Raw genomic sequence first — 26,560 nt, forward strand, 5'->3', positions numbered from 1 at the left:
CAAACTATCGCATACCCATTCGCTGGAGCGTGATCTTGCAAGAGAAAACGACCCGGCTACCGAATTTCTTGACGACCATAGAGCATTGGAACCACCTGATCCCATCCCGAACTCAGCAGTGAAACGATGCATCGCCGATGGTAGTGTGGGGTTTCCCCATGTGAGAGTAGGTCATCGTCAAGATTAAATTCCGAAACCCCTATCTGCGTATGCAGGTAGGGGTTTTGTTTTGTCCGCAGAAAAGGGTCGTAGAGGCTATCCCAGGTAACAGCAGCATTGTTCATGAAGTTTCGATAGAACGGGCGCTAAAGTAACCGCGCCGTTTTTGGTATGGTGCAGCTCGTTTTTTAACGGACTGATTTCAAGCCTACGGATCGGCACTCCCTCTACAGTCAAAGAGTTGCTGCAGAAATGCCCGAACCAATACCAATCAAGGACCACGAAAAAGAGACGCGCCTGGTCAACAAAAGACTGATGGCCTGCGCCTTGTTCGTCGTCGCTATTACCTGCGCGCTGGTGGTGCGGCTGTATGTTCTGCAGGTGGTCGAGTACGACTACCACTCGACGATCTCCGAAAACAACCGTGTACACGTATTGCCGATAGCCCCTACCCGCGGGCTGATCTACGACCGCAACGGTGTGCTACTGGCGGACAACCGACCCAGCTTCAACCTGACCATCACCCGCGAACGCGCCTGCGACGTCAAGGAAGAGCTGGATGACGTGGTCAACCTCCTGCACCTGCCGGCTGAAGACCGCACGCTGTTCGACAAGGCAATGAAGCAGGCTCGACACCCCTTCGTGCCCGTCACCTTGTTCTACGAGCTCAGCGAAGAACAGATCGCGGTGTTGGCAGTCAACGAGTTCCGTTTGCCAGGGATCGACGTAGAGCCACAGTTCGTTCGCCACTACCCGATGGGCGCGCACTTTGCCCATTCGATCGGTTACGTCGGCCGCATCAACGAGAAAGAATCCAAGGCTCTGGATACGGTGGAATACCGTGGCACCCAATCCATTGGCAAGACCGGCATCGAGAAGTTCTACGAGCCCGAGTTGCACGGCCATGTGGGTTATGAAGAAGTCGAGACCAACGCTCAGGGCCGCGTGCTGCGAGTGCTCAAACACACCGACCCGATCCCCGGCAAAAACATCGTACTGAGCCTCGACGTCAAACTTCAGGAAGCAGCCGAGGAGGCATTGGGCGATCGCCGTGGCTCGGTGGTTGCTCTGGACCCGTCGACCGGTGAGGTGTTGGCTATGGTCAGTAAGCCAAGCTTCGATCCGAACATGTTCGTGACGGGCATCAGCTTCAAGGAATACGCGGCGCTGCACGATTCCATCGACCGGCCGTTGTTCAATCGTGTGCTGCGTGGGCTCTACGCGCCGGGCTCGACTATCAAGCCGGAAGTGGCGATTGCCGGCCTCGACGCCGGGGTGGTCACCCCGCAGACCCGTGTCTTCGATCCGGGTTATTACCAGCTACCGGATTTCGATCATAAATACCGTAACTGGAACCACAGTGGCGATGGCTGGGTGGACATGGACGCGGCGATCATGCGCTCCAACGACACCTATTTCTACGATCTGGCGCACAAGCTGGGCATTGACCGCCTGCACGATTACATGACGATGTTTGGCCTGGGCGAGAAGGTCTCGCTGGACATGTTCGAAGAGTCTGCGGGGTTGATGCCATCCCAGGCCTGGAAGCGCGCCACGCGCCGTCAGCCATGGTTCCCTGGCGAGACTGTGATCCTCGGAATCGGTCAGGGCTACATGCAGGTCACGCCCCTGCAGCTGGCTCAAGCCACCGCGCTGATCGCCAACAAAGGTATATGGAACCGACCACACTTGGCCAAAATGGTGGATGGCATAGCGCCGGTGGACGAGCATCCGATGCCGAACATCCTGCTCAAGGACCCGCGTGACTGGGAACAGGTCAATCACGGCATGCAGATGGTGATGCACGATGCCCGTGGGATTGCCCGAGCGGCAGCGATAGGGGCTCAGTACCGTATTGCAGGCAAAAGTGGGACCGCGCAAGTGGTGGCAATCAAGCAGGGTGAACGCTACAACCGGGCGAAAACCCTGGAGCGCAACCGTGACAATGCCTTGTTCGTCGGTTTCGCCCCGGCCGCACATCCGAAGATTGTCATCTCGGTCATGATCGAAAATGGCGAGGCCGGAGGTCGCGTCGCCGGTCCGGTGGTGCGGCAAATCATGGACGCCTGGCTGCTTGATCAGGATGGTCACCTGAAGCCGCAATACGCTGTGCCGAGCAAAACGCCGGGCGACCCTCACGTCTAACGATCAAGGCTTCACAGCACAGGCTCACGAATACTGAGCATGTGCTGGCGGGTCAATCGAGCGGCGAACATTATCTCGACCGCCTGATCGTCTTCTCCTGCACTTCAATACCGATTTATTGCCCGCAGGGCGACATCCTAGAGCTGGACCTGTGGCACGACGGTGTCGGCAGGTTTTGTATGATGCAGGGCAGCTCCCAAGTGTTGTCGTAAATCGCGACAACCAATGAGACGACGAGCAACCTGTTACGGTCTTGAGACACCTGCTATTGAAGACTAGAATTCTCAGGTTAATGGGTGAATGAGGGAACATTTGCCCGGCCACACACCTGGCATGAGGGAGATAGCAATGTTCCTTTCAACCCTGGAAATTCAAAATATCATTGAGCATAGTTTCTTGCCCGCTGTGTGCACTTGCAGCATGGAGGCGGACCAGTCTCTGACAATTCGGGTCTGCGATTGCATGACCGGGAAAGTGGATCTGGTGGCCACCCATGTTCCGGTATGGACACTGGATAGTCCCCACGCGATCGCGTCGCTAGTGGCTGATATGCGGCAAGAAATCGAGGCTTACAAAGGCAGTCACCCTCCGTTTTACCGCTAAACCTGCGTCACGCCGCACCACATTGGCGGTGCGGCGTGTATCCGAAGCCGAGAAGGAAGACTCGGCCACTGCCGAACACTCCGATAGCCTGAAGCAGATCGGCAACATCAAGTTGCCGGGGGATTTTTGGTGAACACACAATTTTTGTCCCGCCAAAAGCCCCCTCAGGAGCGAGGCTTGCCCGCGAAGAAGCCCTCAAGAACACTGAACCCTCAAGCCCCAGGCACCGGACAACTCAAATCCCCTTCCTCACACTTCAAGTAAGTCTTGAACGCCTCGACCCGCGCCTTGGTCAGCTCAGTGGTGCAGTTGCTGTAGATCAGCGGATACACACTGCCACCCGCCACCCCGGACGCCGAGAACTTGCACTCGGCATCGCGAAACGCAATCCATGAGCGCTGCGCACCGATCAACAGCTTTTTCTCGTCGGGGCTATCCTTCAACCGTGTGGTGATCTGCTGATAAAGCGCATTCAGCTCCTTGTCGGCGGCCTTGTTCTGCTGCGCCGCGCACTGATTCATCGTCGACTGGTCAGTGGCATTGTCGCAGTCAATGGCATGCGCAATGGGGGTAAACAGCAGCGGCGTCAGCGCAAGGAGAAAACGTGGGGGCATGGTGGGCTCGCGGTGGTGATGGAAAGTTGGGGTGCAGTGTAGCGGGGCGCCGCCATCCAACAAATCAGAGTCTGGCGCGGTGTATCCGGAAAACTATGTCTGCCACTCCGGACATTTCTCATTCGATTCATATTCAAGCCAGGACACGTCATGGGACGTCCAGATATGAGCCTGAGGTGTCATTTTCGGATCATCGTCGAGCGTCGCCACGCGAACGATTACATGGGTTTGGGCCAAGCGCTCTGCCATCAGATGCGATCCGCAGATCGAACAGAAATGCCGAAGCTTGCCCGGCGACGACTCATAGGTGCTTAGCCGGTCCTGTCCTTTTATCCAGCGAAAATGCTCACGCATGACCCCGGCCGTCGAGACGAATGCTGCTGCATGTGCCTTGCGGCAGGTGTGGCAGTGGCAGTGACTGATGGGCATGTCGAGGCGATCAAGTTCGTATTCGATGGCTTTGCACAAGCAACTGCCATGTAAGTTATTCATGGGGTTTCCCTGGTTGCGTGGCTGAGATGGCGGCAGCGGTGGCGGCCCGAAGCAGGGCGTCAGCCGTGGCTTCGATGTCTTCGCGCTGGTGCAATTTCGCAAGCCAGCCGTCAGGTATGGCCTGCACACCGTAGTGAGCCCCGGCCAACTGGCCGACGATGGCAGCAGTGGTATCGGCGTCGTCGCCCAGGTTCGCGGCTTCGAGGATGGCGGCTTCAAAACTGTCAGTGTGGTGAAAGCACCACAAGGCCGCTTCCAGTGATGCAACGCAGTAACCGGTACCGCGAATATCGTCTTTGGATTTTCCGAGGTAATCGCCGCGGGCGATGCTCGCGACCTTCGGTTCCAGAAGCGTCGTTTCTGGCAGACTCTGCAAATCCGGCTTGGACGCGCCTTGCAATGCCTTGCGGATCAGATCGGCAAGCAACTGACAGCATTCAAGTGCCTCCGGCGCCGCATGGGTAGTGCGCGAGCTGTCTGCGGAAAACCTCCTGATCCGGTCGAGGTCGGGAAAGTAGTACAACACTATTGGCGCTAACCGCATCAGCGAGCCGTTACCGGCCGTATGGGGATCGGTGGATCCCGCGAATGGCTGACCGGTTTGCTGATAACGAGCCAGCGCTTCACGGACGGTCATACCAATGTCGAAGCATTCGCCGGTCGAACTCAGGTAACCCCATTGCCACCAGTTGAGGTAACGACCCATTTGGTCGGCAGCATCAAAACCTTTTTTGTTCAGCAAGCTTTCGGCCAGGCAAAGTGCCATGGAGGTGTCATCGGTCCATTGCCCTGGCTCCAGATTGAACGGGCCGCCCCCAACCATATCGGTCAGAGGGGCGAATGAGCCGCGCGGCTGGAATTCGGCATGGGTGCCAACGGCATCCCCACAAGCAAGCCCCAGCAGGGTTGCGCGATAACGTTCCGTGAGTGAAGGCTGCATGAATCTTCCTTGTAAGGGTTCCACGTCGTTGCAAACGTTAGCAGTTTCAGCCCGCTGACTCCCCCTTCAAACCAGAACTTATGGCCAAAACTGAGGCCGAATATTTCAGGTACGGGTGATTGCGGCACCTGTTTGATACAACTTTTAGGTTGGTCTTATGGTCTTTACGGGCCTACTGTTCAATACAGGAGGTGATTTATGAACCCAGCATCAGATCGCATCGAAAGGAAGATCCTGCTCAAGGTGCCGCGCTCGCAGGTCTGGCGCGTGCTGGCCAATGCCGAAGCCTTTGGGCAATGGTTCGGCGTGGCACTGGAAGGCAAGCGCTTTGTCGCCGGCGAGTGGACCCAGGGGCAGATTACTTATCCTGGTTATGAGCACTTGTTGTGGAATGTTCTGGTGGAGCGGGTCGAGCCGGAGCGGGTGTTTTCGTTTCGCTGGCACCCGTATGCAGTCGAACCCGATACCGATTACTCCCAGGAGCCCACCACGCTGGTGAAGTTCGAACTCCAGGATATGGACGAAGGCACATTGTTGACGGTCGTCGAGTCCGGTTTCGATCACATCCCTCAGTCGCGCAGGCTCAAGGCGTTCCGCATGGACAGCCGGGGTTGGGATGAGCAGATGAGCAATATCGAAAAATTTCTGGTAGACACCAAGGACCACGAGCGTCAGGGAGGTTGATGGCTGCAGGCCATGAAACTCGTGACTCAGCGTATGATGGCTGATACATCCAAGGGTTTTCGGAGGGGCGGCTATAGCGAATGTCTTACACGCGGTAGTAGCTATGTCGTCTATTGCAGATTGGATCCCAAGTGTAATCTAGCCTCATCAACTGAAGCACAGGAAGTGCTTCAGGGTCACGGATGATCGACCATAGCAAGGATCGCTGCCGACAGGGAGTCGATATGGTCTTGGGAAAAACCCGCTTCGGCGGGTTTTTTTTCGTCTTTAGAAAACTGAAGCCCGATTTCCCTGTAGCAACTGCTACAAGTTCAGGTTTCAGGCGTTGAATGGTCAATGGCTTACACGTAGCCAGTGGTATGTCGTCTTTTGAAGCTTCACCGATGCGTCTAATCTGGATCCATCAACTGAAGCACAGGACGTGCTCAGGATCACGGATGATCGACCATACGCCAGGATGGCTGCCGACAGGATGTCGCAATGGTCTTGAGAAACCCGCTTCGGCGGGTTTTTTTTCGTCTGCAGAAAACTTAAACCCTATCTCCTGCAGCAGCTGCCGAACGCAGCCTTCGGCAGCTGTTGCAGGGGGCAGGCTGGGGCAATACCTCCCGCAACCGTTTCTTTCACTGACGGGCGAGTTTCGCCGCTGCACGCTCGGTGATTTCCGAGCGCAACTTCAACGATGCGGCAGCGCGTTTGCGGGCTTCATCCAGCACGCTGACCGGCGCTGTCTCCGGGCTTCCCGAAGCAAACGGCGGCGCCGGGGCGTATTCCAGCTGCAACTGCACCAGTTGCGCCGTGTCCTTATCGAACAATTCAGCCGCCAGGGTCAGGGCAAAATCGATCCCCGCGGTGATCCCGCCACCGGTCAGCAGATTGCCGTCGCGCACCACCCGATCGTTCACCGGAATCGCCCCCAAAACCCCGAGCAATTGGTGATACGCCCAGTGAGTGGTGGCGCGTTTGCCCTTGAGCAACCCCGCCGCACCAAGCACCAGCGCGCCGGTGCATACCGAAGTGACATACTTCGCGTTAGCGGCCTGAGCCTTGATGAAGGCCAGGGTTTCGTCATCCTCCATCAACGGCCCCACGCCGCTGCCGCCGGGAATGCAGATCACATCCAGTACCGGGCAATCGTCGAAGGTTGTGGTCGGTTTCAACACCAGTCCGGTACTCGCGGTGATCGGGACCAGGTCCTTCCAGATCAGATGCACTTTCACGTCCGGCAGCGAGGCCAGCACGTCATAAGGGCCGGTCAGGTCCAGTTGTTGAAGCTGTGGAAACAACAGAAAACCGATCTGCAACGTCATGGCGTTTTTTCTCCTGGTTGGGGTGGACGACTTCACTGTAGGCTCGTAGGATCTGGCGCATACGCCAATAACCCCACGAATTACGCCAAACATGCCGAACAACCCGAAAACCATTCATGTGCTGGCCTTTGCCAACGTGCAACTGCTCGACGTCACCGGGCCGTTGCAGGTGTTCGCCTCGGCCAACGACATTGCTCGCCAGCAAGGTTTGCCGCCGCCCTATGCGCCGTCGGTGATTGCCAGCGGTGGCGGGGCGGTGATGTCGTCGGCGGGGTTGGCGCTGTTGGCAGAGCCCCTGCCGGATCAGGGCAGCGACACTTTGATCATTGCCGGTGGCTGGGGCGTTTACGCGGCGGCGAAAGACGAGTCGCTGGTGGCCTGGGTACGTGAGCACGCGACGGGGTGTCGGCGGGTGGCGTCGGTATGTACCGGGGCGTTTTTGCTGGCGGCCAGCGGTTGGCTCGATGGCCGGCGGGTGGTCACGCACTGGACCCGCTGCGAGCAATTGGCGCACCAGCATCCCAAACTCCAGGTCGAACCCAACCCGATCTTCATCAACGACGGCCCGGTCTGGACCTCGGCCGGTGTCACCGCGGGCATTGACCTGGCCTTGGCGATGGTCGAAGAAGACCTCGGCCGAACCATGGCCCTGGACGTCGCCCGGCAACTGGTGGTGTTTCTCAAGCGTCCGGGTGGCCAGTCGCAGTTCAGCGTGACCCTGTCCCTGCAAAAGGAAGGCAACCGATTCGACGATCTTCATGCCTGGATCAGCGAAAATCTTACCAAGGACCTCGGCATCCCGACCTTGGCCTTGCAGGCCGGCATGAGCGAGCGCAGCTTCGTCCGTCACTATCGCGCCGACACCGGCCAAACCCCGGCGCGGGCCATCGAACTGATTCGGGTCGAGACTGCGCGACGGCTGCTCAGCGACACCGGTGTGCCGATCAAGCGGGTCGCGGTGCAATGTGGGTTTGGCAGTGAAGAAACCTTGCGCCGCAGTTTTCTGCGAGCCATGGGCGTGACACCGCAAGCCTATCGCGAACGGTTTTCCGTCAGCTCTCCAGCAGATCCTGTATTGCCTTGAGGGTCGCCTCGGGCGCTTCTTCGGCAATGTTATGCCCGACGCCTGCCAATACTCGGCGTTCGTAAGGGCCGGTAAAACGCTCGGCGTCTTCATCGATTTCAGATGCGGGGCCGACACCGTCATCGGCGCCGCACAGGGAAATCGTCGGCACGCTGATCACCGGTTGTTGGGTCAGTGCTTCTTCCATCCACTCCAGCGCCGGATCGCCGGGCGCATACATGAACCGGTGTCGGTACGAGTGAATCACTACGTCGACGAAATCCGGATTATCGAAGGCTGGCGCACTCAAGGGATAACGTTCGGCATTTTTGGCCCAGGTCGGCGACCACAACTTCCAGAGCAGTTCGCACAGTGCCCGGCGGTTTTGGGTCAAGCCTTCAACACCGCGCGGGGTGTGAAAGTAGTACTGATACCAGAGACGGTGTTCAGTCTCCGGATCCAGAGGCTGGGTAGAGTGGGGAATGTTCTGAAGATTGTAACCGTCCCCGGTCACCAGGCAGCGCACTCGCTCCGGCTTCAGCGCCGCAACAATGCATGCCGCCCGACCGCCCCAGTCGTAGCCGCACAAAGCGGCTTGTTTGATGGCGAGGGCGTCCATCAGGTCCAGCAAGTCCTGGGCGAGGGCGGCTTGCTGGCCGGAGCGCAGGGTGTCGGGGGCGTTGAAGCGAGTCGGGCCGTAGCCGCGCAGGTACGGGACGATCACGCGGCAGCCCTTTGCGGCGAGGGCCGGGGCGATTTCGTCATAGGCGCGGGGGGAGTAGGGAAAGCCGTGGAGCAGAATGACCGGGTCGCCGGTGCTGGGGCCGTGTTGTTCGTAGGCGAGAGTCAAACTTGGAGTTTTGGTGAATTGGATCTGCACGTCCTTGTTCATTTGACATTCCATAGAAGCTGTAATGGGTTATCCGAACAGCACCTTTTGCCAATACTCTTCACTGATGATCGCTATCGGCACACCACTTTCTCTCAGTTCGACCGCTCTTTTGATCTTGGTCCCGTAGGTGCTATGCAGCCATTGATCATTGCCGATGCTGCCTACCACTAAATAGTGGATCTTCTTGCTGACGGATCCGCCGATAAGCCCGCCACGTTCAATAATCAGTGATTCGCACTCCTTGCGCGGACCGTAAGCCATGATCCCGGTAAACAGGAACATTCGGTCAGCCCAACTTAAAGAGGGCGCCGGGTTATCGAGAGGAAGGCTGGTCGGCGCAGTGAACGTTTGGGCCGAACCAATTGGCAGGCCTGCAAACTGGTGAAGCATCTCCAGCAGCTCGCCAGACTCCTCGGCATCTAGCACGCCGTCGCTCAACATGCCGGCGAGGCGCTTGTAGAGGATATTCACCACCGGGTCGCCGAGATGGATCAGATGGGTTTCGATCCAGGTCTTGAGAAACTCGGCTTCCTGCTGGTTGATCGTACCGTCGGCAGCGAGCCCGGCGGCGATTCCCACCAGTGCGTCAGCCGAGCGTCGATCAATCCGAGCTTCGTGGAAGAAACCGCTATTTTGAAATTCCTGATGTAGGTCGACCATGCGTCCTTCTCCTTAAGCCTCCGCGTCCGCCACCTGATTGAAATACTTCGACCGATCCGGCGTAAACGTCACCATCATTTTGGTCCTGGAACAGGTCAATGCCCGTTCTGCGCTCAGATCAATATCCAGATCTTCCCCGCGCAACCCCTGCCACTGGGCGAGGTATTTGAGGGATCCGTATTTTTCGAGTTTCTTCAGGCTGCGGCTGACGCCACCTTTCCAGCCTAGCACCGGAAGTTCACCGGTGAGGCATTGTTGGGCGAGGTCGGGGAAGCGGGCGGCGCGTTGGCGGCCGATTTCCCAGCATTTGATCAGGCCTTTGTCGTGGCCCTCCCACAGTTCATCCCGGTTCAGGCCTGATCGGAGTGGGGTGTCGATGCTGCGATGGATACGCTGGGTCATTCTGGTTCCTTGAATTCGGGTTTTGTTGGACAGCTCCGCTGTGCCCGTTGACGTGGATGGTAGGGATGGATGTAAGCGGTGGCAACAAGGTATTTCTGGATGTAGGAATGAGTGACAGAGTGTTGATTGGGCGAGTTTGTTTAATAAATGTAGGTAATTGGCCTACACGATCCTGTAGCGAGGGGGCTGGCCCCCGTTCGGTTGCGCAGCAGCCGTAAACCCAGCAAATGCGGTGTTTCTGCAGGAATGTGGTTGTAGATTTCAGGGCCGCTGCGCGCCCCGACGGGAGCAAGCTCCCTCGCCACACGAGGTCAGCAGTGTCAGATGGAGCGTGTTTAAGTTCATCGCGGGTAAGTCTCGATCCTACAAAAAGTGTCGTAAAAGTGGATATTTCCGACGAGTTTTGGCGGTTGTAGGTTAGGAAAGGGAGCCGATAGGCTTTGGGGGTCGCTGCAAATTCAGCGACCAGGCGTCGCGGCCTGAATTAGCTTACTTGGTGCATAATCGCCGTCCCCAACCGACGTTCCTTCGGAGTGTGTCGTTTGGTCTCATGGTGGCTGTGCGCGGGATACCTTCGGGTATGCCGGGTTTCCAAGTAGCTCGGTCCGCGAACCTGCGTACAGCTGCCACCTTCCATCGCATCGCGGCGATCAGTGGCAGCTCCATTACTTACTTGGAGTTTCACCATGTTCAAAGCCACACCGAATCCCCCAGAAACCGACAACGTCTCCCCCTACGAATCCCTCGATTCCAAAAAACTCCACGACGCCGCCGAACGGGCGCTCGACCACTACCTCAAACCCACCCCGAAAAAAACCGAAGGCCGCAAGCCAAGCAAGATGTTCATGGTTGCCCCGGACATGGACAACGAAAGCCTGCTCGCTCATGTCTGCGAATCACTGGCCTCTGCCAGTGTCATGACCAGCGACATTGCCGCGTATGTCGACGCCCCGCAGCGGCATACGATCCTGGCGATCCAGCAAGTCATCATGCTGGCCGAGCTGGCGGTGAATCGGGTGCTTGATAACGTCGACGTACCGAAGCCTGCGCCACACAGCTGATCCCCTGTGGGAGCGGGCTTGCTCGCGAAAGCGGTGTGTCAGGCGACATCAATGTTGAATGTGAAATCGCCTTCGCGAGCAAGCCCGCTCCCACAGTTTTGTACGGTGTACATCTCCCACAATTGGAACGGTGTGCGTCTGTAGCAGCGACCGGTATGGCGATCCGACTTGCCCGCGAAGAAGGCGACGCGGTCTTCAAGGCTGCCAAAGGTTTTTCTCCCCGCTCAACTTCCTGTTCAGGAAACTCGCCGCGCTGATCAGCGCCAGGTGCGTCAGCGCTTGTGGTGTGTTGCCCAGATGCCGGGCATGGCTGTCGAACTCTTCGGCATACAGCCCCAGCGGGTTGGCATACTTCAGCAATTGCTCGAACTCCAGGTGCGCCTTCTCCACTTGGCCGGCCCGGGCCAGGCATTCGACGTACCAGAACGAGCATGCGGCGAAGGCGCCTTCGGTGCCGGGCAGGCCGTCGATTTGGCTGTCGTCGTTGCGGTAGCGGTAGACCATGCCTGCGCGCACCAGGGTTTTCTCGATGGCTTCGAGGGTCGCGATCCAGCGCGGATCCTTGGCGCTGACGAAGCGCACCAGCGGCATCAGCAGCATCGAGCCGTCGAGGCCGGTGCCGCCGATGTGCTGGACGAAATGCCCGCGTTCTTCGTTCCAGAAATTGCTCCAGATGTCGGTGTAGATCGCTTGACGGGTCTGGTCCCAGCGGGCGAACGGGGCGGGCAGCGAACGTTTGGAGGCCAGCCGGATGGCGCGGTCCACGGCTACCCAGCACATCAGTCGCGAGTGCAGGAAATGATACTGCTCGCCACGCATTTCCCAGATGCCGACGTCTTTTTGCTGCCAGGTTTCGCAGACCTGATCGACCACTTCCACGGTGTGTTTCCAGCCTTCATGGGAAATCGCTTCACCGTGCTTGTTGACCAGGTACACCGCGTCCAACAGCTCGCCGAAAATGTCGAGCTGGATTTGATCGTAGGCCTGATTACCGATGCGTACCGGTGTCGCGCCGCCATGACCGGCCAAATGTGGAAGTTCAACTTCCGGCAGTTCCTGACGGCCATCGATGGCGTAGAGGATGTTGAGTTTCATCGGTTTGCCGCGGCAATCGCTGACCCTCCCGCGCAGCCAGCGCATGTAGGCGTTGGCTTCTTCGACGAAACCCAGGCGCATGAAGGCATAGACGGTGAACGAGGCGTCGCGGATCCAGATGTAGCGGTAGTCCCAGTTGCGTTCGCCGCCGGGCGTTTCCGGCAGGCCGAAGGTAGCGGCGGCGAGGATGGCGCCGTGCTTGCGCGAGGTCAGTAGCTTCAAGGCCAGGGCCGAGCGATTGACCATTTCCCGCCAGCGACCGCGATAATTGGACTGGCCGATCCAGTCACGCCAGAACTTCAGGGTGCGCTCCAGGCACAGCGCGGCGGCACCTTCCTTGAAGCGCGCATCATCAGCGCCGCCGAGCAGGAACTCGGCGCTCTGGTCCTGTTCGAGGATGAATTCGGCGACCGCCGCATGGCCCTCGATGCGTAAGGGCTGATCCGAACACAGCTGCATGTCTGGCTGGCCGGTGGCCTCGAAATACACACTTCGATCACGTGCGCGAGCCTTGGTGGAAGCCCGGGCATAGTCATGACGCACGGCGCAGCGCATGCGGATCGTCGCTTGTCCGCTGACCACTCGCACCCGGCGCATCAACATCGGCACATCATCTTCGCTGTCGCCGATGGGTAGCAGGTCGGTGACTTCGACCACCGCGTAATCGCTCATCCAGCGGGTTTGCAGGACGTTGGTGTCGGGCAGGTAAATCTGCTCGCGACGGGCGTCGGGCAGGTCCGGGGCCAATTGGAAGATGCCGGCTTCAGGGCTGTCCAGCAGCGAGCAGAAGATCGACGGACTGTCGAATTCCGGCCAGCAGAAAAAGTCCACGCTGCCCTTGTCATTGACCAACGCTGCGCTGCGCATGTCGCCAATGATGCCGTGGGCGTCGATGGCGCTTTGTCGTTCGGAATGATCAGCCATTGCCGCAGTGCTCCGGGAACCGAGGGTCTAACTAGCTGACCGGTTTGAGCCGTAGAGAGTTCATTTGCCGGCAAACCGTCGCTCTCCCACAGGTAACTCTGATCCATCCCTCAGACTAATTCTCGCCACACCTCATCCGTTCTCCTAAACAGATAACCCATTGAGGTGAGTGTGGTGACAAAGCTGACACTGCTGTGCCTGCCCTATTCGGGCGCCAGCGCCATGGTCTATAGCCGCTGGCGGCGCCAGTTGCCGCCGTGGCTGCACTTGCAGCCGGTGGAGTTGCCGGGGCGGGGCGCCCGTTATGACGAACCCTTGCAGACCGACATGCGAGCCCTGGCTCTGCAATTGGCCAGGGAACACAAGCCGTCCTTGCACGGTCCTTACGCCCTGTTCGGTCACAGTCTGGGGGCGTTGCTGGCCTGCGAGATGGCCCATGCCTTCCGTGCTCTCGGTGCTCCTGAGCCGGTGGCGCTGTTTGCTTCAGGCACGGCCGCCCCGACCATGCGCAGCGACTATGACCGTGGCTTCGCCGAGCCCCAGAGTGACGAACAGTTGATCGAGCAGCTGCGCACCTTCCAGGGCACCAGCGAGGACGTGTTGGCCAATCAGGAGTTGATGAGCCTGACGCTGCCGATCCTGCGCGCCGATTTTATGCTCTGCGGACGCTTCCGTCCGATGCAGCGGCCGCTGCTCAAGTGCCCCCTGCATGTGCTCGGCGGCAAGGAAGACAAGGCCACCACCGAGCAATTGATCGGCTGGAGCCAGGAAACCCAAGGCAGTTTCTCGGTAGACATGATGACCGGCGGGCATTTCTTCATTCATGAGCACGAAGCCAAGGTGATCCGGATTATCAAGAATCATCTGGAAGTCCATCACCGCCGTCATGCACAGCTGGCCGCGCCGGTTTTTTAGCGCGCGCGGTTCACTTTATTGAGTGTTAACAGGAGGCCCGTCATGGGTGTTGCTGTGGGTTTTGCCGTCCGGCCGTTGTTGCCGGCGCGGGGTTGCTTGCCGCTGTTGGTGGAGGCGACCGAGCCGAATACCCGCCTGTTGGCGGTGTTCGATGAATTGAATGAGCTGGTGGATGAGCATTTGCTACGTGACGGCGGCATTTTGTTTCGCGGCTTCCAGCTGGATGGCGCCGAGCAGTTCCGCCAATTCGCCGCCGGCTTCGGCCATCCGCTGCTCAATTACGAGTTCGGCTCGACACCGCGCACCAACGTCACCCAAGGGGTCTATACCTCCACCGAATACCCGGCGCATCAAAGCATTCCGTTGCACAACGAGCAGGCCTATTCCCGGGACTGGCCGATGAAAATCTGGTTCTACAGCATGATCGCCGCCACCTCCGGCGGAGAAACGCCGATTGCTGACAGCCGGGAAGTCTATCGCCGCATGCCTGTCGCGATCCGCGAGCGCTTCGTCAGCAAGGGCCTGATGTACGTGCGCAATTTCGGTAACGGCCTGGACGTGGCCTGGGAGCAAGTGTTCAACACCGAAGACCGTGAAGTGGCCGAGGCCTACTGCAAGGCCCACGGCATCATCTGCGAGTGGAAGGATGACGGAGAATTGCGCACCCGCCAGACCTGTCAGGCGGTGGCGCGTCATCCAGTGACCGGCGACATGGTCTGGTTCAATCAGGCTCACCTGTTCCATATTTCCAACCTTCAGCCGGAGGTGCGTGAAACCCTGCTGGACATCGTCGACGAGGAGGACCTGCCGCGTAACGTCTACTACGGCGACGGCTCGTCCATCGAGGATGAAGTGCTCAATGAGATTCGTGCCGTGCTCGATGACTGCGCCATCAGTTTCCCCTGGCAGGAGGGCGATGTGCTGATGCTCGACAACATGCTCTCGGCCCATGCTCGCGCGCCCTTCGAAGGCAAGCGCAAGGTGATTGTCGCGATGGCCGAAGGGCATTCCCAGGATGTGCGCTGATCTGATCAGTCCCTGACGCGCGCCGAAGCCGGTCTTGCACCGGCTTCGGCGTTTCAAGCGCAATCCATGTGGGAGCGAGCCTGCTCGCGATCGCGACGGATCACTCAACATTGATGCTGAATGTACCACCGTCATCGCGAGCAGGCTCGCTCCCACAAGTTGCGCACCTTAACTGACAGGTATTAGGGCAAGCCCGCTTTTACATGCGCGTAACCGACCGTCATTAACCGTTGGTCCCGCGTTTGTCAGTGCCGCTAAATCATCGCGTCAGCCATTCGTTCTTGTTGATACGACCGGGCCTCCTGGTCACGCCGCCGATCAGCAAGGACCCAATGCATGAATGCCGCAGACGCACAGAAACTCGCCCGCCGCTTTATCGAACTGCCGCAGGACAAGCGCCGCTTGTTTCTGGCAGGCATGGCTCGCGAAGGCATCGATTTTGCGCAGCTTCCCATGACCTCCTGTGTCGGGGTCGACGAGCGTGACGGCCTGTCCTATGCCCAGCAGCGGATGTGGTTTCTCTGGCAGCTGGATCCGCAGAGCGCGGCCTACAACCTGCCGATGGCGGTGCGCCTGAACGGTGCGCTGCAAACCGATGCGCTTGAGCGCGCGTTCAGCCTGTTGGTGGCACGCCATGAGTGCCTGCGCACCACCTTCGGCCAGGAGGGCGAGCGTGCGTTCCAGCGGGTGGCCGAACCCCGTGACCTGACACTGGCGATCAACGACCTGAGTGCCTTGCCTGAAGATCGGCGCTGGCCGCAGGCGCAACAGCACATGATGGCTGAAGCCACTCAGGCGTTCGACTTGCAACAGGGGCCGCTGCTGAGTATTCGCCTGTTGCGCCTGGCCGAACAGGAACACGTGCTGTTGCTGACGCTGCATCACATCATTGCCGATGGCTGGTCGATGAACATTCTGATCGACGAGTTCATGCGCACCTACGACGGGTTGGTGGCGGGGCGGCAACCGACCTTGCCGGAACTGACCGTACACTACCGCGACTACGCCCTGTGGCAGCGCAGTTGGCTGGAAGCCGGGGAGCGCGAGCGTCAGCTCGATTACTGGCGCACGCAGTTGGGCGAGGAACACCCGATCCTCGAATTGCCCACCGACCGTGCCTATCCGGCCCAGTCCAGCCACCAGGGCGCGCGCCTGGAAAAAGTCATCGACGGGGCCCTGCGCCAAGAGCTGAAAACCCTCGCCCAGCGCCAGGGCGTGACATTGTTCGTGGTGTTGCTGGCCGCCTTCAAGACCTTGCTGCATCGCTACAGCGGCCAGACCGACATCCGCGTCGGCGGCTTGATCGCCAACCGCACCCGCAGTGAAACCGAAGGCCTGATCGGCTTCTTCGTCAATACTCAGATCCTGCGCAGTGAAGTCACCCCGCAGACCCGTTTCAGCGACCTGCTGCAGAGCTTGCGTCAAGCGGCGCTTGGCGCCCAGGCCCATCAGGAACTGTCGTTTGACGCGTTGATCGAAGCCCTGCAACCGGCCCGCAGCCAAAGCCACAATCCGTTGTTTCAGGTGATGTTCAACCACCAGCCACTGGTGACCGATCTGCAGGACGCGCAGCTCGATTGCGGTTTGCAGGTCGGCTATCTGAGTGAGCAGCAACTGGCCGGCAGCGGACGTCAGCATGCGGCTACCAGCGACCTGATGCTCGACACCCGGGAGGAGGGCGAGCAACTGTTCGCCGCGTTCACTTACGCCACCGACCTGTTCGACGCACAGACCATCGCCGCGTTGGCTGAGCATTGGCACAACGTGCTGGTGTCGGTTTGCCGTGATCCGCAACAACCGCTGGGCGAGGTGGCGATGCTCGGCACGGATGAGCGCGAACGCTTGATTCAACCCGTCGCCATTCCGACACCGCTGCCCGGCATGCCGCAGCTGTTCGAGGCCCAGGTTGCGCGCATTCCCGACACCAGCGCCGTGATCCTGGCGGGCGATCAGTCGCCCTCACTCAGCTATGCCGAACTGAATGCTCGCAGCAATCATCTGGCCCATCAGTTGCGCGCCAAGGGTGTTGGCCCCGATGTGCTGGTCGGTGTGGCGTTGGGTCGCTCGCTGGAACTGGCCGTGGCGTTGCTGGCCGTGCTCAAGGCCGGCGGCGCCTATGTGCCGCTGGACCCGCACACCCCGGCCGAGCGATTGCGCCATGTGCTGGATGACAGCGGGCTGAAACTGTTGCTGACCGAGAGCTCCCTGCTGACCAGTCTGCCGGCGCTCGATGGCATCGACTGCCTGTGTCTGGACCGACTGCCGGACAGCGACGCTGCGAATCAAGACAACCTGCAAGTGACGGTAGATCCGCAGAACCTCGCGTACGTGATTTACACCTCCGGCTCCACCGGCCGGCCGAAGGGTGTGGCCGTCAGCCATGGCGCGCTGAGCGAATTCATCGCGCGGGCGATCGACTACAGCGACTTGCGCGAAGGCGATCGCGTACTGCAATTCGCCACCAGCAGTTTTGACGGTTTCGTCGAGCAATTCTTCCCGCCGCTGTGCCATGGCGCCTGTGTCGTCCTGCGCGATGCGGGCCTGTGGGACAGTGCGACCTTGCACCAGGTGATCGTCGAACAGGGCATTACCCTGGCGGATTTGCCGGCCGCTTATTGGTATTCGGTGGTGCAGGATTATGCGGCCAACCCGCCTGCCCACTTCGCTGCCTTGCGCCAGATTCATGTGGGCGGCGAGGCGATGGCGGTGGACGGGCTGCGCCTGTGGCAACGCGCCGGGTTGGGCCATGTGCGTTTGCTCAACACCTACGGCCCGACCGAGGCGACGGTGGTTTCGACCCTCCACGATTGCAGCGCGTTGACCGCCGAGGCGGTGTCATGGCGCGGCATACCGATCGGTCACGGCCTGGAGCAACGCCGGTTGTACGTGCTTGATGACGATTTGAACCTGCTGCCGCAAGGGGCGGTGGGCGAGTTGTACATCGGCGGCCCGGGCCTGGCTCGTGGGTATCACCGGCAGCCGACGCTCAGCGCCCAACGGTTTATTGCCGATCCGTTCGCGGTCGGCGAGCGCCTGTACCGCACCGGCGACCGCGCCCGGCTACGGGACGATGGCGCGGTAGAGTACATCGGCCGCGTCGATCACCAAGTGAAAATTCGCGGGTTCCGCATTGAGTTGGGAGAAATCGAATCGCGGTTGCAGCAATGCCCGGGGATTCGTGAAGCGGTGGTGCTGGCCTTGCCCCTGACTGGTGGCGCGCAACTGGTGGCGTATCTGGTCGTCGATCAGAGCGTGCTCGACAGCGCGGCGGAGCAGGCGATTCTGCGTCAGAAAATCAGAAGCGATCTGCAAAAGAACCTGCCGGACTACATGGTGCCCGGCCATTTGCTGCTGTTACCGCGTCTGCCCCTGACCCCCAGCGGCAAACTCGACCGCAAGGCCCTGCCGATCCCCGATTCGAGCCAATTGCAGAGCAGCTATCGCGCACCGCAAACCGACACCGAACAGGCGCTGGCGCAGATATGGATCGAGGTGCTGCAGGTGCCACGGGTCGGTGTCGATGACCATTTCTTTGAGTTGGGCGGGCATTCGTTGCTGGCCGCGCAAGTGATTGCGCGAATCAAAAGCCAGTTGGGCGTGGTGCTGCCGTTGCGCAGTCTGTTCGAGACACCGCTGCTGGGCGATCTGGCGCTGGAGCTGGCCGCGCTGGCAGACGGTGCAAGCGATAACGACTGGTCCGATATGGATCAGTTCATGAGTTCTTTGGAGGGGGTAGAAGTATGAGCGGCAATATGGCGGAGCGTATCGCTAAAAGGTTCGTCGGTTTGCCGCTGGAGCAACGTCGACTGTTTCTCGCCAAACTGCGCGAGGAGGGCAAGGACTTCAGCCTGTTGCCGCTGCCGGTCAGTCGTCACGACTGCGCGGTGATCCCGCTCTCGTTTGCCCAGCAACGTCTGCTGTTTCTCTGGCAGCTCGACCCGCAGAGCGCCGCGTACAACATGGCCGCCGGCCTGCGCTTGCACGGGCAGCTGAACGAGGCAGCGTTGGTGCGCTCCTTCGATCATCTGGTGGCGCGCCATGAAGTGCTGCGCACGGTATTCCAGACCGACAACGACCCGCCGAACCAGATCATCCTCGACCAGCAGAGCGTGCCACTGCAACGCGTCGACCTGTCGAACGTTGCCGTGCAAGCGCGTGAAGCCGAGTTGGCGCGGCGGGTTCAGGAAGCGGCCGCGCAACCGTTCGATTTGCTCCACGGGCCATTGCTGCGGGCCAGTCTGTTCTGCCTGGCGCACGATGAATATGTGCTGATCGTGAGCATGCACCACATCGTCTCCGATGGCTGGTCGATGGACGTCATGGTCAAGGAATTTGTGCAGTGCTATCAGGCCTTCAGCCTGGAGCGCGAACCGCAGTTGCCGGCGTTGCCCCTGCAGTACGCCGACTACGCGATCTGGCAGCGCCGTTGGCTGGAGGCCGGCGAGGGCGAGCGGCAACTCGATTACTGGCGCCAGCAGTTGGGTGAAGAGCATCCGTTGTTGGACGTGGCGGCGGATTTCCCCCGGCCGCTGACCCAGAGTTTCGAAGGCCAGACCCTGAGCTTTGATTTCGGTGCAGACCTGTCCCGGCAGTTGAACGGCTTTGCCCGGGATCAGGGCATCAGCTTATTCATGCTGGTGCTGGCCGGGTTTTCGCTGTTCCTGTCGCGTCTTGGCGGCGAGCGCGATATCCGCGTTGGCGTGCCCAATGCCAACCGTGGGCGCTCCGAGGTCGAAGGGCTGATCGGTTTCTTCGTCAACACTCAAGTGCTGCGTTGCCAGGTCGATGAGCGCGGCAGCTTCGACGATTTGCTGGCCCGGGTCCGGGAAGCATCGTTCGGTGCCCAGGCCCATCAGGAGCTGCCCTTCGAGCAACTGGTGGATGAACTGGTGCCCGAGCGAACCCTGGGGCATAACCCTTTGTTTCAGGCCAAGTTCAACCAGAACGTCGGCATGCAGACCCAGCGTTCGATGAACCTGCCGGGCCTGAGCGTCACCGAGTATCCGCTGGACAAAGAAGGCACGCACTTCGATCTGGCGCTGGACATCACCGATGACGGCACGCTGATCCACGGGCAAATGACTTACGCCAGCGACCTTTACCAGCACTCGACCATCGAGGGGTTTATCCCGACGCTGCTCGGCCTGTTCCGCGAATTGCTGAGCGCCCCGCAGGCGCCGCTGCACAGTCTTGCGACCACGCCTGTGCAACCGGCGCTGGCGCCACGGGAGGCGGCGGAGTCGGTGTTGCAGCAGTGGGATCGTCAGGTGGCCGCGCAGCCTGCGGCGCTGGCCGCACGCTGTCTCGAACGGACCTTGAGTTTCCAGGCGCTGGATCAGGACGCCAATCGCCTGGCCCATTACCTGGGTGCGCAAGGCGTGCAAAACGGGCAGCCAGTGGCGGTGCTGATGGAGCGCTCCCTGGATTGGTTGACCTGTGTGCTGGGGATCTTCAAGGCCGGGGCGGTGTACATGCCGCTGGACGTCAAGGCGCCGGCCGCGCGTTTGCAGCAAATGCTCGCAGGCGCGCAGGCGAAAGTCCTGTTGTGTGCCGCAGGCGCGCGGGAAAACACCTTGGCGGTCGCCGGTTGTCAGGGGCTGGCCTTCGCGCCCGAACGCTGGCAGGACCAGCCGACGACGAAGCCTTCGCTGACCGTGTCGGCGGATGCAGCGGCCTATGTGATTCACACCTCCGGGTCCACCGGCCAACCCAAAGGCGTGCTGGTGAGCCACGGCGCTCTGGCCAGTTATGTGCGCGGTGCGCTGGAGCGCTTGGCGCTCGAGCCTGCGGCAAGCATGGCGCTGGTCTCGACCATTGCGGCGGACCTGGGGTTTACCGTGCTGTTCGGCGCCTTGTGCTCCGGTCGCTTGCTGCATGTATTGCCGCAGGAGCTGGGCTTCGACCCGGACCGGTTTGCCGATTACATGGCTGAGCACCAAGTGGGCGTGTTGAAAATCGTGCCGGGGCATTTGGCGGCGCTGATGCAAGCGTACCGGGCCGCCGATGTGTTGCCGCAACACGCACTGATCGTGGGCGGCGAGGCCTGCTCACCGGCATTGCTCGAACAGGTGCGGCGACTCAAGCGGGGCTGCCGGTTCATCAACCACTATGGCCCGAGCGAAACCACGGTCGGCGTGTTGACCCATGAGCTTAAGGATCTCGACGCTGGTGCTCGCGGCGTGCCGGTCGGCCGCCCGTTGCCGGGCGCGCATGTCTATGTGCTGGACGATGTGCTCAACGCAGTCGCCGATCAGGTGGCGGGCGAGCTGTACATCGGCGGCGACAGTGTGGCGCTGGGTTATCTGGGGCAGCCAGGGCTGACCGCCGAACGCTTCCTGCCGGATCCGTTTGGCGCCGTCGGCACGCGGGTTTACCGCAGCGGTGACCGGGTGCGCCGCAATCGTCAGGGAGCACTGGAATTCATCGGTCGTGCCGACGACCAGGTCAAAGTGCGCGGCTTTCGGGTGGAGCCGGCGGAAGTCGCTCGAGTATTGCTGGGCCTGAGCGGCGTGAGCGAGGCCGCGGTGCTGGCCTTGCCGCTGGACGGTGATGAAACGCGCCTGCAACTGGTGGCGTACTGCGTGGCCGCGCCTGACCTGCCGTTGAATGTCGACGCCTTGCGTCAGCAGTTACAGGCCTGCCTGCCGGAGTACATGGTGCCGGCGCAGATCGTGGTTCTGGAGCGCCTGCCGCTGACCGCCAACGGCAAACTGGACAAGCGTGCCTTGCCGACGCCGGGGCTGGTGACGCAGCAATTTGTTGCCCCGGTGGGCGAGATCGAACAGAAGCTCGCCGCCATCTGGGCCGATGTCCTGAAGCTTGAACAAGTGGGCAGCACCGACAACTTTTTCGAGCTGGGCGGCGATTCGATCCTCAGCCTGCAAATCATCGCCCGGGCCAAACGCCAGGGCATCAAGCTGAGCCCCAAGCAACTGTTCGAGAAGCAGACCATCGGCCAGTTGGCGACGGTGGCCAAGCTGATCGAGAGCAAACCGGCGGCCAGCGTCGCGCAAAAGATCAGCGGCGAGTTGCCGTTGTTGCCGATCCAGGCCCGCTTCTTCCAAACCGACATTCCCCAGCGTCATCACTGGAACCAGTCGGTGATGCTGCAGCCGCAATCCCCCCTCGACGCGTCCCATCTGCACAACGCAGTGGCCGCCCTGATCGAGCAGCATGATGCGCTGAACCTGAGTTTCCAGGCGTCGGGCGAGACTTGGCAGGCGACGTTCCAGGCGCAGCGCCACACAGACCTGTTGTGGGTGCGGGCACTGGACAACCTTGCCGATTTGCCCGCGCTGGCCACCGAAGCCCAGCGCAGTCTCGACTTACAACAGAGCCGGCTGGTGCGCGCGGTGCTGGTGAACCTGCCTGACGCTACGCAACGTTTGCTGTTGGTGATCCATCACCTGGTGGTGGATGGCGTGTCCTGGCGGGTGCTGCTGGAAGATTTGCAGCAAGCCTATACCGCGTTGGCGGCAGGCAAGGCGATTGTCCTGCCGGGCAAAAGCAGTTCGCTCCAGACCTGGGCGCAACACCTGCACCGTTACGGGCAGAGCGATATTTTGAAGGCTGAGCGCGATTACTGGCAGCGCACGCTGGAGGGCGGTAACAGTGACCTGCCGAGGGATTTTCCCGAGACCGTCCAGACCCGCCGTCAGGCCGCTCGGGCCACTTCACGCCTGAACAAAACGTTGACCCACACGCTGCTCAAAGTGGCACCGGCCGCCTATCGCACCCAGATCAACGATCTGCTGCTGACGGCCCTGGCGCGGGTGTTGTGCGACTGGAGCGAACAGGAATCGGTGCTGATCCAGCTTGAAGGCCACGGCCGCGAAGATCTGTTCGACGACCTCGATTTGAGTCGCACCGTCGGCTGGTTCAGCAGCCTGTTTCCGGTGCGTCTGACCCCACAGGCAGAGCCGGGCACTTCGTTGTGCGCGATCAAGGAACAACTGCGAGCCGTGCCGGGCAAAGGCATCGGCTACGGCGTGTTGCGTTACCTCGCAGGTTTCGAGCCGCTGCGTGAACTGCCGCCGCCGCGCATCACGTTCAATTATCTGGGCCAGTTCGACGGCGCGTTCAGTGCCGCTGACGGCGCGCTGTTGGTGCCGACCGCCGACAGCACCGGTGAGCATCAGGACGATGCTGCGCCCTTAGGCAACTGGCTAAGTGTCGACGGCCAGGTCTACGGCGGCGAGCTGGAGTTGAGCTGGACGTTCGGCCAAGGCATGTACCGCCCGCAAACCATTCAGGCGCTGGCCGATGCTTATTGCCATGAGCTGGAACGGCTGATCGAACATTGCACTGCCGGTGAGCATGCCGGGGTCACGCCGTCGGACTTCAATCTGCTGCGTCTGACTCAGGCGCAGCTGTCGGCGCTGCCGGTACCGGCACGGGAGATCAGCGATCTCTATCCGTTGTCGCCGATGCAGCAGGGCATCCTGTTCCACAGCCTCAACGAACCGGACGGCCCGGCCTACACCAACCAGTTGCGGGTCGATGTGCGGCACCTGGACGCCGAGCGTTTCCGTCAGGCCTGGCAGCAGACGCTGGAGGCCCATGAGATTCTGCGCACGGTATTCGTCTGGCCCGAGGACGCCGACGCGGCGGTGCAGATTGTAAGGCAGACGGTGCAGATGCCCATGACCGTGCAAGACTGGCGCGGTAGTGATGACCTTCAAACGGCGCTCGATCAGTTGGCTAGGGAGGATCTGGCCGCCGGTTTCGAATTGGACCAGGCCCCGCTGTTGCGAGTCTTGCTGGTGCAAACTGGTGAGGCGCAGCATCACTTGATCTACACCAGTCATCACATCTTGATGGATGGCTGGAGCACCTCGCAGTTGTTCGGCGAGGTGTTGCAACGCTATGCCGGCATGACACTGGCGGCGACCCCGGGGCGCTATCGCGATTACATTGAGTGGCTGGGCCAGCGCGATGTTCAGGCCAGTCGCGCGTTCTGGACGTCGGCGTTGGTTGACCTTCAGGAGCCGACCCGGCTGGCCAGCGCCATGCCGGTCAGCCAGACGTTGGCCAGCGGTTATGCCGATTACCAGCATGTGTTCAGCGAACAACAGACCGGTGACCTGAACCGCTTCGCCCGCGAGCAGAAGGTCACCCTCAATACCTTGATGCAGGCCGCGTGGCTGGTGCTGTTGCAGCGCTATACCGGCCAGGACACCGTGGCTTTCGGCGCCACCGTGGCAGGTCGCCCGACGGACTTGCCCGGCGTCGAGCAGCAGATCGGCCTGTTCATCAATACCTTGCCGGTGGTGGCTTCGCCGCCCGCCGAGATCCCGGTCGGGCAGTGGATTCAGCAGGTGCAGAGCCTCAACCTGGCCCTGCGCGAACATGAACACACGCCGCTCTACGACATTCAGCGCTGGGCGGGGCAGGGCGCGGGTGCGCTGTTCGACAGTATTCTGGTGTTCGAGAACTACCCGATGGCCGAAGCGTTGGCCCAAGGCTCTGTCACTGGGCTGGAGTTTTCCACAATCGAGCGTCAGGAACAGACCCACTATCCGCTGACGCTGGTGGCAGTCACCGGTCGTGAGTTGACCCTGGGCTTGAGCTTCGATCAGGCCTGTTTCGATCACGCCACCATCGCCGACCTGAGCACCCGGCTCGAAGGCCTGATGATGCAATTCATGGCGGACGCTTCGCAGCCTCTGGGCGCGTTGCAACTGCTGAACGGCGCACCGCGTCAAGCGGCTGTCGACTGGGGCAAGGCCGCGATCACGGCACTGGATTCGCGCAGCGTGGTCGAGCGGATCGACGCGCAGGTACAGCGTCAGCCGCAGGCCGCTGCGGTGTTGTTCGCCGAGCAGACCCTCGATTACCGCACCCTCGACACCCGGGCCAATCGACTGGCGCACAAGCTGCAAACGCTGGGTGTCGGGCCGGAAGTGCGGGTCGGCGTGTGCATGCGCCGCACCCCGGACATGCTGGTCGGGCTGCTGGCGATCCTCAAGGCCGGCGGTGCCTACGTGCCGCTGGACCCGGAGTATCCGCAAGAGCGCTTGCTGCACATGCTCGAGGACAGTTGCGCGGCAGTGCTGCTGACCGAAGCCGCGTTGCAGGCGATGTTGCCCGAGGCGTTGCCGTCTCAAGTGCTGTTGGTCGAAGAGGGCGCCGAGTGGCTCGCCGGGTATCCGTCCACGGCGCCCGTCAGCCGCATCGTTGCGCAGAACCTGGCCTACGTGATTTACACCTCCGGCTCCACCGGCAAGCCCAAAGGCGTGGCGATCACCCATGCCAACCTCGCGGCGCTGATCCAGTGGTCGCAGGGTGTTTACCGTGATGAGCAGCTGCGTGGCGTGCTGGCCTCGACCTCGATCTGCTTTGACCTGTCGGTGTGGGAGATTTTCGTCACCCTGGCCAGCGGCGGTTGCATGGTGCTGGCAGACAACGCCCTGGCGCTGTCCGAGTTGCCGGCCCGTGAGCGAGTGACGCTGATCAACACCGTGCCATCGGCGATTGCCGCGCTGCAACGGGCCGGGCAGATTCCGGCGTCGGTCACCACCATCAATCTGGCCGGCGAGCCGCTCAAGCAGACGCTGGTCGATACGCTGTACGCCAGCACGTCGGTCAAGCAGGTTTATGACCTGTACGGGCCGTCGGAAGACACCACCTATTCGACCTTCACCCTGCGCACCGCCAACGGCCGGGCGAACATCGGTCGGCCGCTGGACAACACCGTGGCCTACCTGCTCGACAGCCAGTTGCAAGTGCTGCCGGCAGGGCTGGCGGCCGAGTTGTACCTGGCCGGCGCCGGCGTGACCCGTGGCTATCTGCTGCGTCCCGGCCTGACCGCTGAACGCTTCGTGCCAGACCCGTTTGCGACCAATGGTGAGCGGCTGTATCGCACCGGCGATCTGGTGCGCCAAGGGCCAGACAACGCGATTGAGTACATCGGTCGTGCCGACCATCAGGTGAAGATTCGCGGCTTCCGCATCGAGCTGAGTGAGATCGAAGCCCGATTGCTGGAGCAGCCCGACGTGCGCGAAGCCGTGGTGTTGGCGCAAGAGGGCGCGGCGGGCAAACATCTGCACGGCTATGTGGTGGCGAGCCAACCGGTCAGTGACCGTCAGTCGTTGGTGGAAAGCCTGCGGGTAGCCCTGGTCAGTCGTTTGCCGGCACACATGGTGCCGAGCCATCTGCACGTGATCGACGCGCTGCCGCTGACCCCCAATGGCAAGCTCGACCGCAAGGCCCTGATGGCGCTGGGCGGCAATCCGACGCTGCAGCGTTACGAAGCGCCGCGCACCGATCTGCAATGGGAAGTGGCAACCGTCTGGCAAGAGGTGCTGGAAGTCGAGCGCGTGGGCCTGACGGACAACTTCTTCCAGTTGGGCGGGCACTCGTTGCTGGCGACGCTGGTGGTCACCCGGATCAAGGAACGCCTGGGTGACAAGGTGCCGCTCAAGGAGCTGTTCGAAGCCGACACCCTGCAAGCGTTCTGCACCCGCGTCGAAGCGTTGCGCGTCGATTTATCGCCGGTTCAGGACGAATTGGCTAAATCCCTGGAGGCCCTCAAACGTCTATCCCTCGATGATCTGGAAAAACTGATTTCTTGAGG

General features: G+C 60.9%; 17 protein-coding genes and 1 rRNA gene. 10 read left to right on the forward strand and 8 right to left on the reverse strand.

The genetic code is table 11. The features are described 5' to 3' along the window. Window positions 1–67 precede the first annotated feature (67 nt). The 3 genes from rrf to BK662_RS06840 all read left to right on the forward strand — a co-directional run bounded on the left by rrf (window position 68) and on the right by BK662_RS06840 (window position 2,907). A 5S ribosomal RNA gene (rrf, locus tag BK662_RS06830) occupies window positions 68–183 on the forward strand. A gap of 228 nt (window positions 184–411) precedes the next feature. Next, window positions 412–2,304: a penicillin-binding protein 2 gene (gene mrdA, locus BK662_RS06835; protein WP_123357436.1), complete on the forward strand. Its 1,893-nt coding sequence runs from the start codon at window positions 412–414 to the stop codon at window positions 2,302–2,304. Window positions 2,305–2,652: 348 nt separating this feature from the next. Next, a complete protein-coding gene (locus tag BK662_RS06840) occupies window positions 2,653–2,907 on the forward strand; it encodes a DUF1652 domain-containing protein (RefSeq protein ID WP_123357550.1) in 255 nt (84 codons plus the stop codon). 212 nt (window positions 2,908–3,119) lie between these two features. On the opposite strand, the gene BK662_RS06845 is transcribed toward BK662_RS06840, so the two are convergent. The 3 genes from BK662_RS06845 to BK662_RS06855 all read right to left on the reverse strand — a co-directional run bounded on the left by BK662_RS06845 (window position 3,120) and on the right by BK662_RS06855 (window position 4,953). Further along, window positions 3,120–3,521, reverse strand: a complete 402-nt coding sequence (locus BK662_RS06845; RefSeq protein ID WP_123357437.1) for a lysozyme inhibitor LprI family protein — start codon at window positions 3,519–3,521, stop codon at window positions 3,120–3,122. Window positions 3,522–3,614: 93 nt separating this feature from the next. Beyond that, on the reverse strand, window positions 3,615–4,013 hold the full coding sequence (locus BK662_RS06850; protein ID WP_123357438.1) for a GFA family protein: 399 nt from the start codon (window positions 4,011–4,013) through the stop codon (window positions 3,615–3,617). After that, window positions 4,006–4,953, reverse strand: coding sequence for an ADP-ribosylglycohydrolase family protein (locus BK662_RS06855; protein ID WP_123357439.1), 948 nt, complete (start codon window positions 4,951–4,953; stop codon window positions 4,006–4,008). The genes BK662_RS06850 and BK662_RS06855 overlap by 8 nt, the downstream gene beginning before the upstream one ends. 198 nt (window positions 4,954–5,151) lie before the next feature. On the opposite strand from BK662_RS06855, the gene BK662_RS06860 reads away from it, so the two are divergent. Beyond that, complete coding sequence (locus BK662_RS06860) at window positions 5,152–5,637, forward strand: SRPBCC family protein (protein WP_007907615.1); 486 nt, start codon at window positions 5,152–5,154, stop codon at window positions 5,635–5,637. 623 nt (window positions 5,638–6,260) lie between these two features. On the opposite strand, the gene inhA is transcribed toward BK662_RS06860, so the two are convergent. Next, window positions 6,261–6,947, reverse strand: coding sequence for an isonitrile hydratase (inhA, locus tag BK662_RS06865; RefSeq protein ID WP_123357440.1), 687 nt, complete (start codon window positions 6,945–6,947; stop codon window positions 6,261–6,263). A 91-nt stretch (window positions 6,948–7,038) separates the two neighbouring features. On the opposite strand from inhA, the gene BK662_RS06870 reads away from it, so the two are divergent. Beyond that, window positions 7,039–8,031 carry a GlxA family transcriptional regulator gene (locus BK662_RS06870; RefSeq protein ID WP_123357441.1) on the forward strand — a complete coding sequence of 331 codons (993 nt, stop codon included), beginning with the start codon at window positions 7,039–7,041 and terminating at the stop codon, window positions 8,029–8,031. Here BK662_RS06870 and BK662_RS06875 read toward each other — a convergent pair. From BK662_RS06875 to BK662_RS06885, 3 genes are read right to left on the reverse strand one after another with little or no spacing between them, the layout of a single operon-like run. Then, window positions 8,000–8,902 (reverse strand): alpha/beta fold hydrolase, encoded by a 903-nt coding sequence (locus tag BK662_RS06875; protein ID WP_123357442.1) that lies wholly within the window; start codon window positions 8,900–8,902, stop codon window positions 8,000–8,002. The two genes, BK662_RS06870 and BK662_RS06875, sit on opposite strands and share 32 nt — an antisense overlap. Window positions 8,903–8,929: 27 nt before the next feature. Next, complete coding sequence (locus BK662_RS06880; RefSeq protein WP_123357443.1) at window positions 8,930–9,562, reverse strand: BRCT domain-containing protein; 633 nt, start codon at window positions 9,560–9,562, stop codon at window positions 8,930–8,932. Between the two features lie 12 nt (window positions 9,563–9,574). Beyond that, entirely contained in the window at window positions 9,575–9,964 is a 390-nt protein-coding gene (locus BK662_RS06885) for a hypothetical protein (RefSeq protein WP_123357444.1), read from the reverse strand. A 686-nt stretch (window positions 9,965–10,650) separates the two neighbouring features. On the opposite strand from BK662_RS06885, the gene BK662_RS06890 reads away from it, so the two are divergent. After that, entirely contained in the window at window positions 10,651–11,025 is a 375-nt protein-coding gene (locus BK662_RS06890; protein ID WP_123357445.1) for a DUF6124 family protein, read from the forward strand. A gap of 195 nt (window positions 11,026–11,220) precedes the next feature. Here BK662_RS06890 and BK662_RS06895 read toward each other — a convergent pair whose 3' ends face one another. Further along, window positions 11,221–13,044 carry a glycoside hydrolase family 15 protein gene (locus BK662_RS06895; RefSeq protein WP_123357446.1) on the reverse strand — a complete coding sequence of 608 codons (1,824 nt, stop codon included), beginning with the start codon at window positions 13,042–13,044 and terminating at the stop codon, window positions 11,221–11,223. Window positions 13,045–13,215: 171 nt separating this feature from the next. Here BK662_RS06895 and BK662_RS06900 point away from each other — a divergent pair, with 171 nt between their 5' ends. The 4 genes from BK662_RS06900 to BK662_RS06915 all read left to right on the forward strand — a co-directional run bounded on the left by BK662_RS06900 (window position 13,216) and on the right by BK662_RS06915 (window position 26,558). Further along, window positions 13,216–13,959: a thioesterase II family protein gene (locus tag BK662_RS06900; RefSeq protein ID WP_185047091.1), complete on the forward strand. Its 744-nt coding sequence runs from the start codon at window positions 13,216–13,218 to the stop codon at window positions 13,957–13,959. A 42-nt stretch (window positions 13,960–14,001) separates the two neighbouring features. Further along, a complete protein-coding gene (locus BK662_RS06905) occupies window positions 14,002–14,985 on the forward strand; it encodes a TauD/TfdA family dioxygenase (protein WP_123357447.1) in 984 nt (327 codons plus the stop codon). A 336-nt stretch (window positions 14,986–15,321) separates the two neighbouring features. After that, window positions 15,322–18,729, forward strand: coding sequence for a non-ribosomal peptide synthetase (locus BK662_RS06910; protein ID WP_123357448.1), 3,408 nt, complete (start codon window positions 15,322–15,324; stop codon window positions 18,727–18,729). Further along, the gene (locus BK662_RS06915; RefSeq protein ID WP_123357449.1) at window positions 18,726–26,558 is read left to right on the forward strand and encodes a non-ribosomal peptide synthetase; all 7,833 of its coding nucleotides are present in this window, start codon (window positions 18,726–18,728) and stop codon (window positions 26,556–26,558) included. The genes BK662_RS06910 and BK662_RS06915 overlap by 4 nt, the downstream gene beginning before the upstream one ends. The last annotated feature ends 2 nt before the right edge of the window (window positions 26,559–26,560 follow it).

It is taken from the genome of Pseudomonas frederiksbergensis (assembly GCF_003732275.1).
Lineage (GTDB): Bacteria > Pseudomonadota > Gammaproteobacteria > Pseudomonadales > Pseudomonadaceae > Aquipseudomonas > Aquipseudomonas frederiksbergensis_H.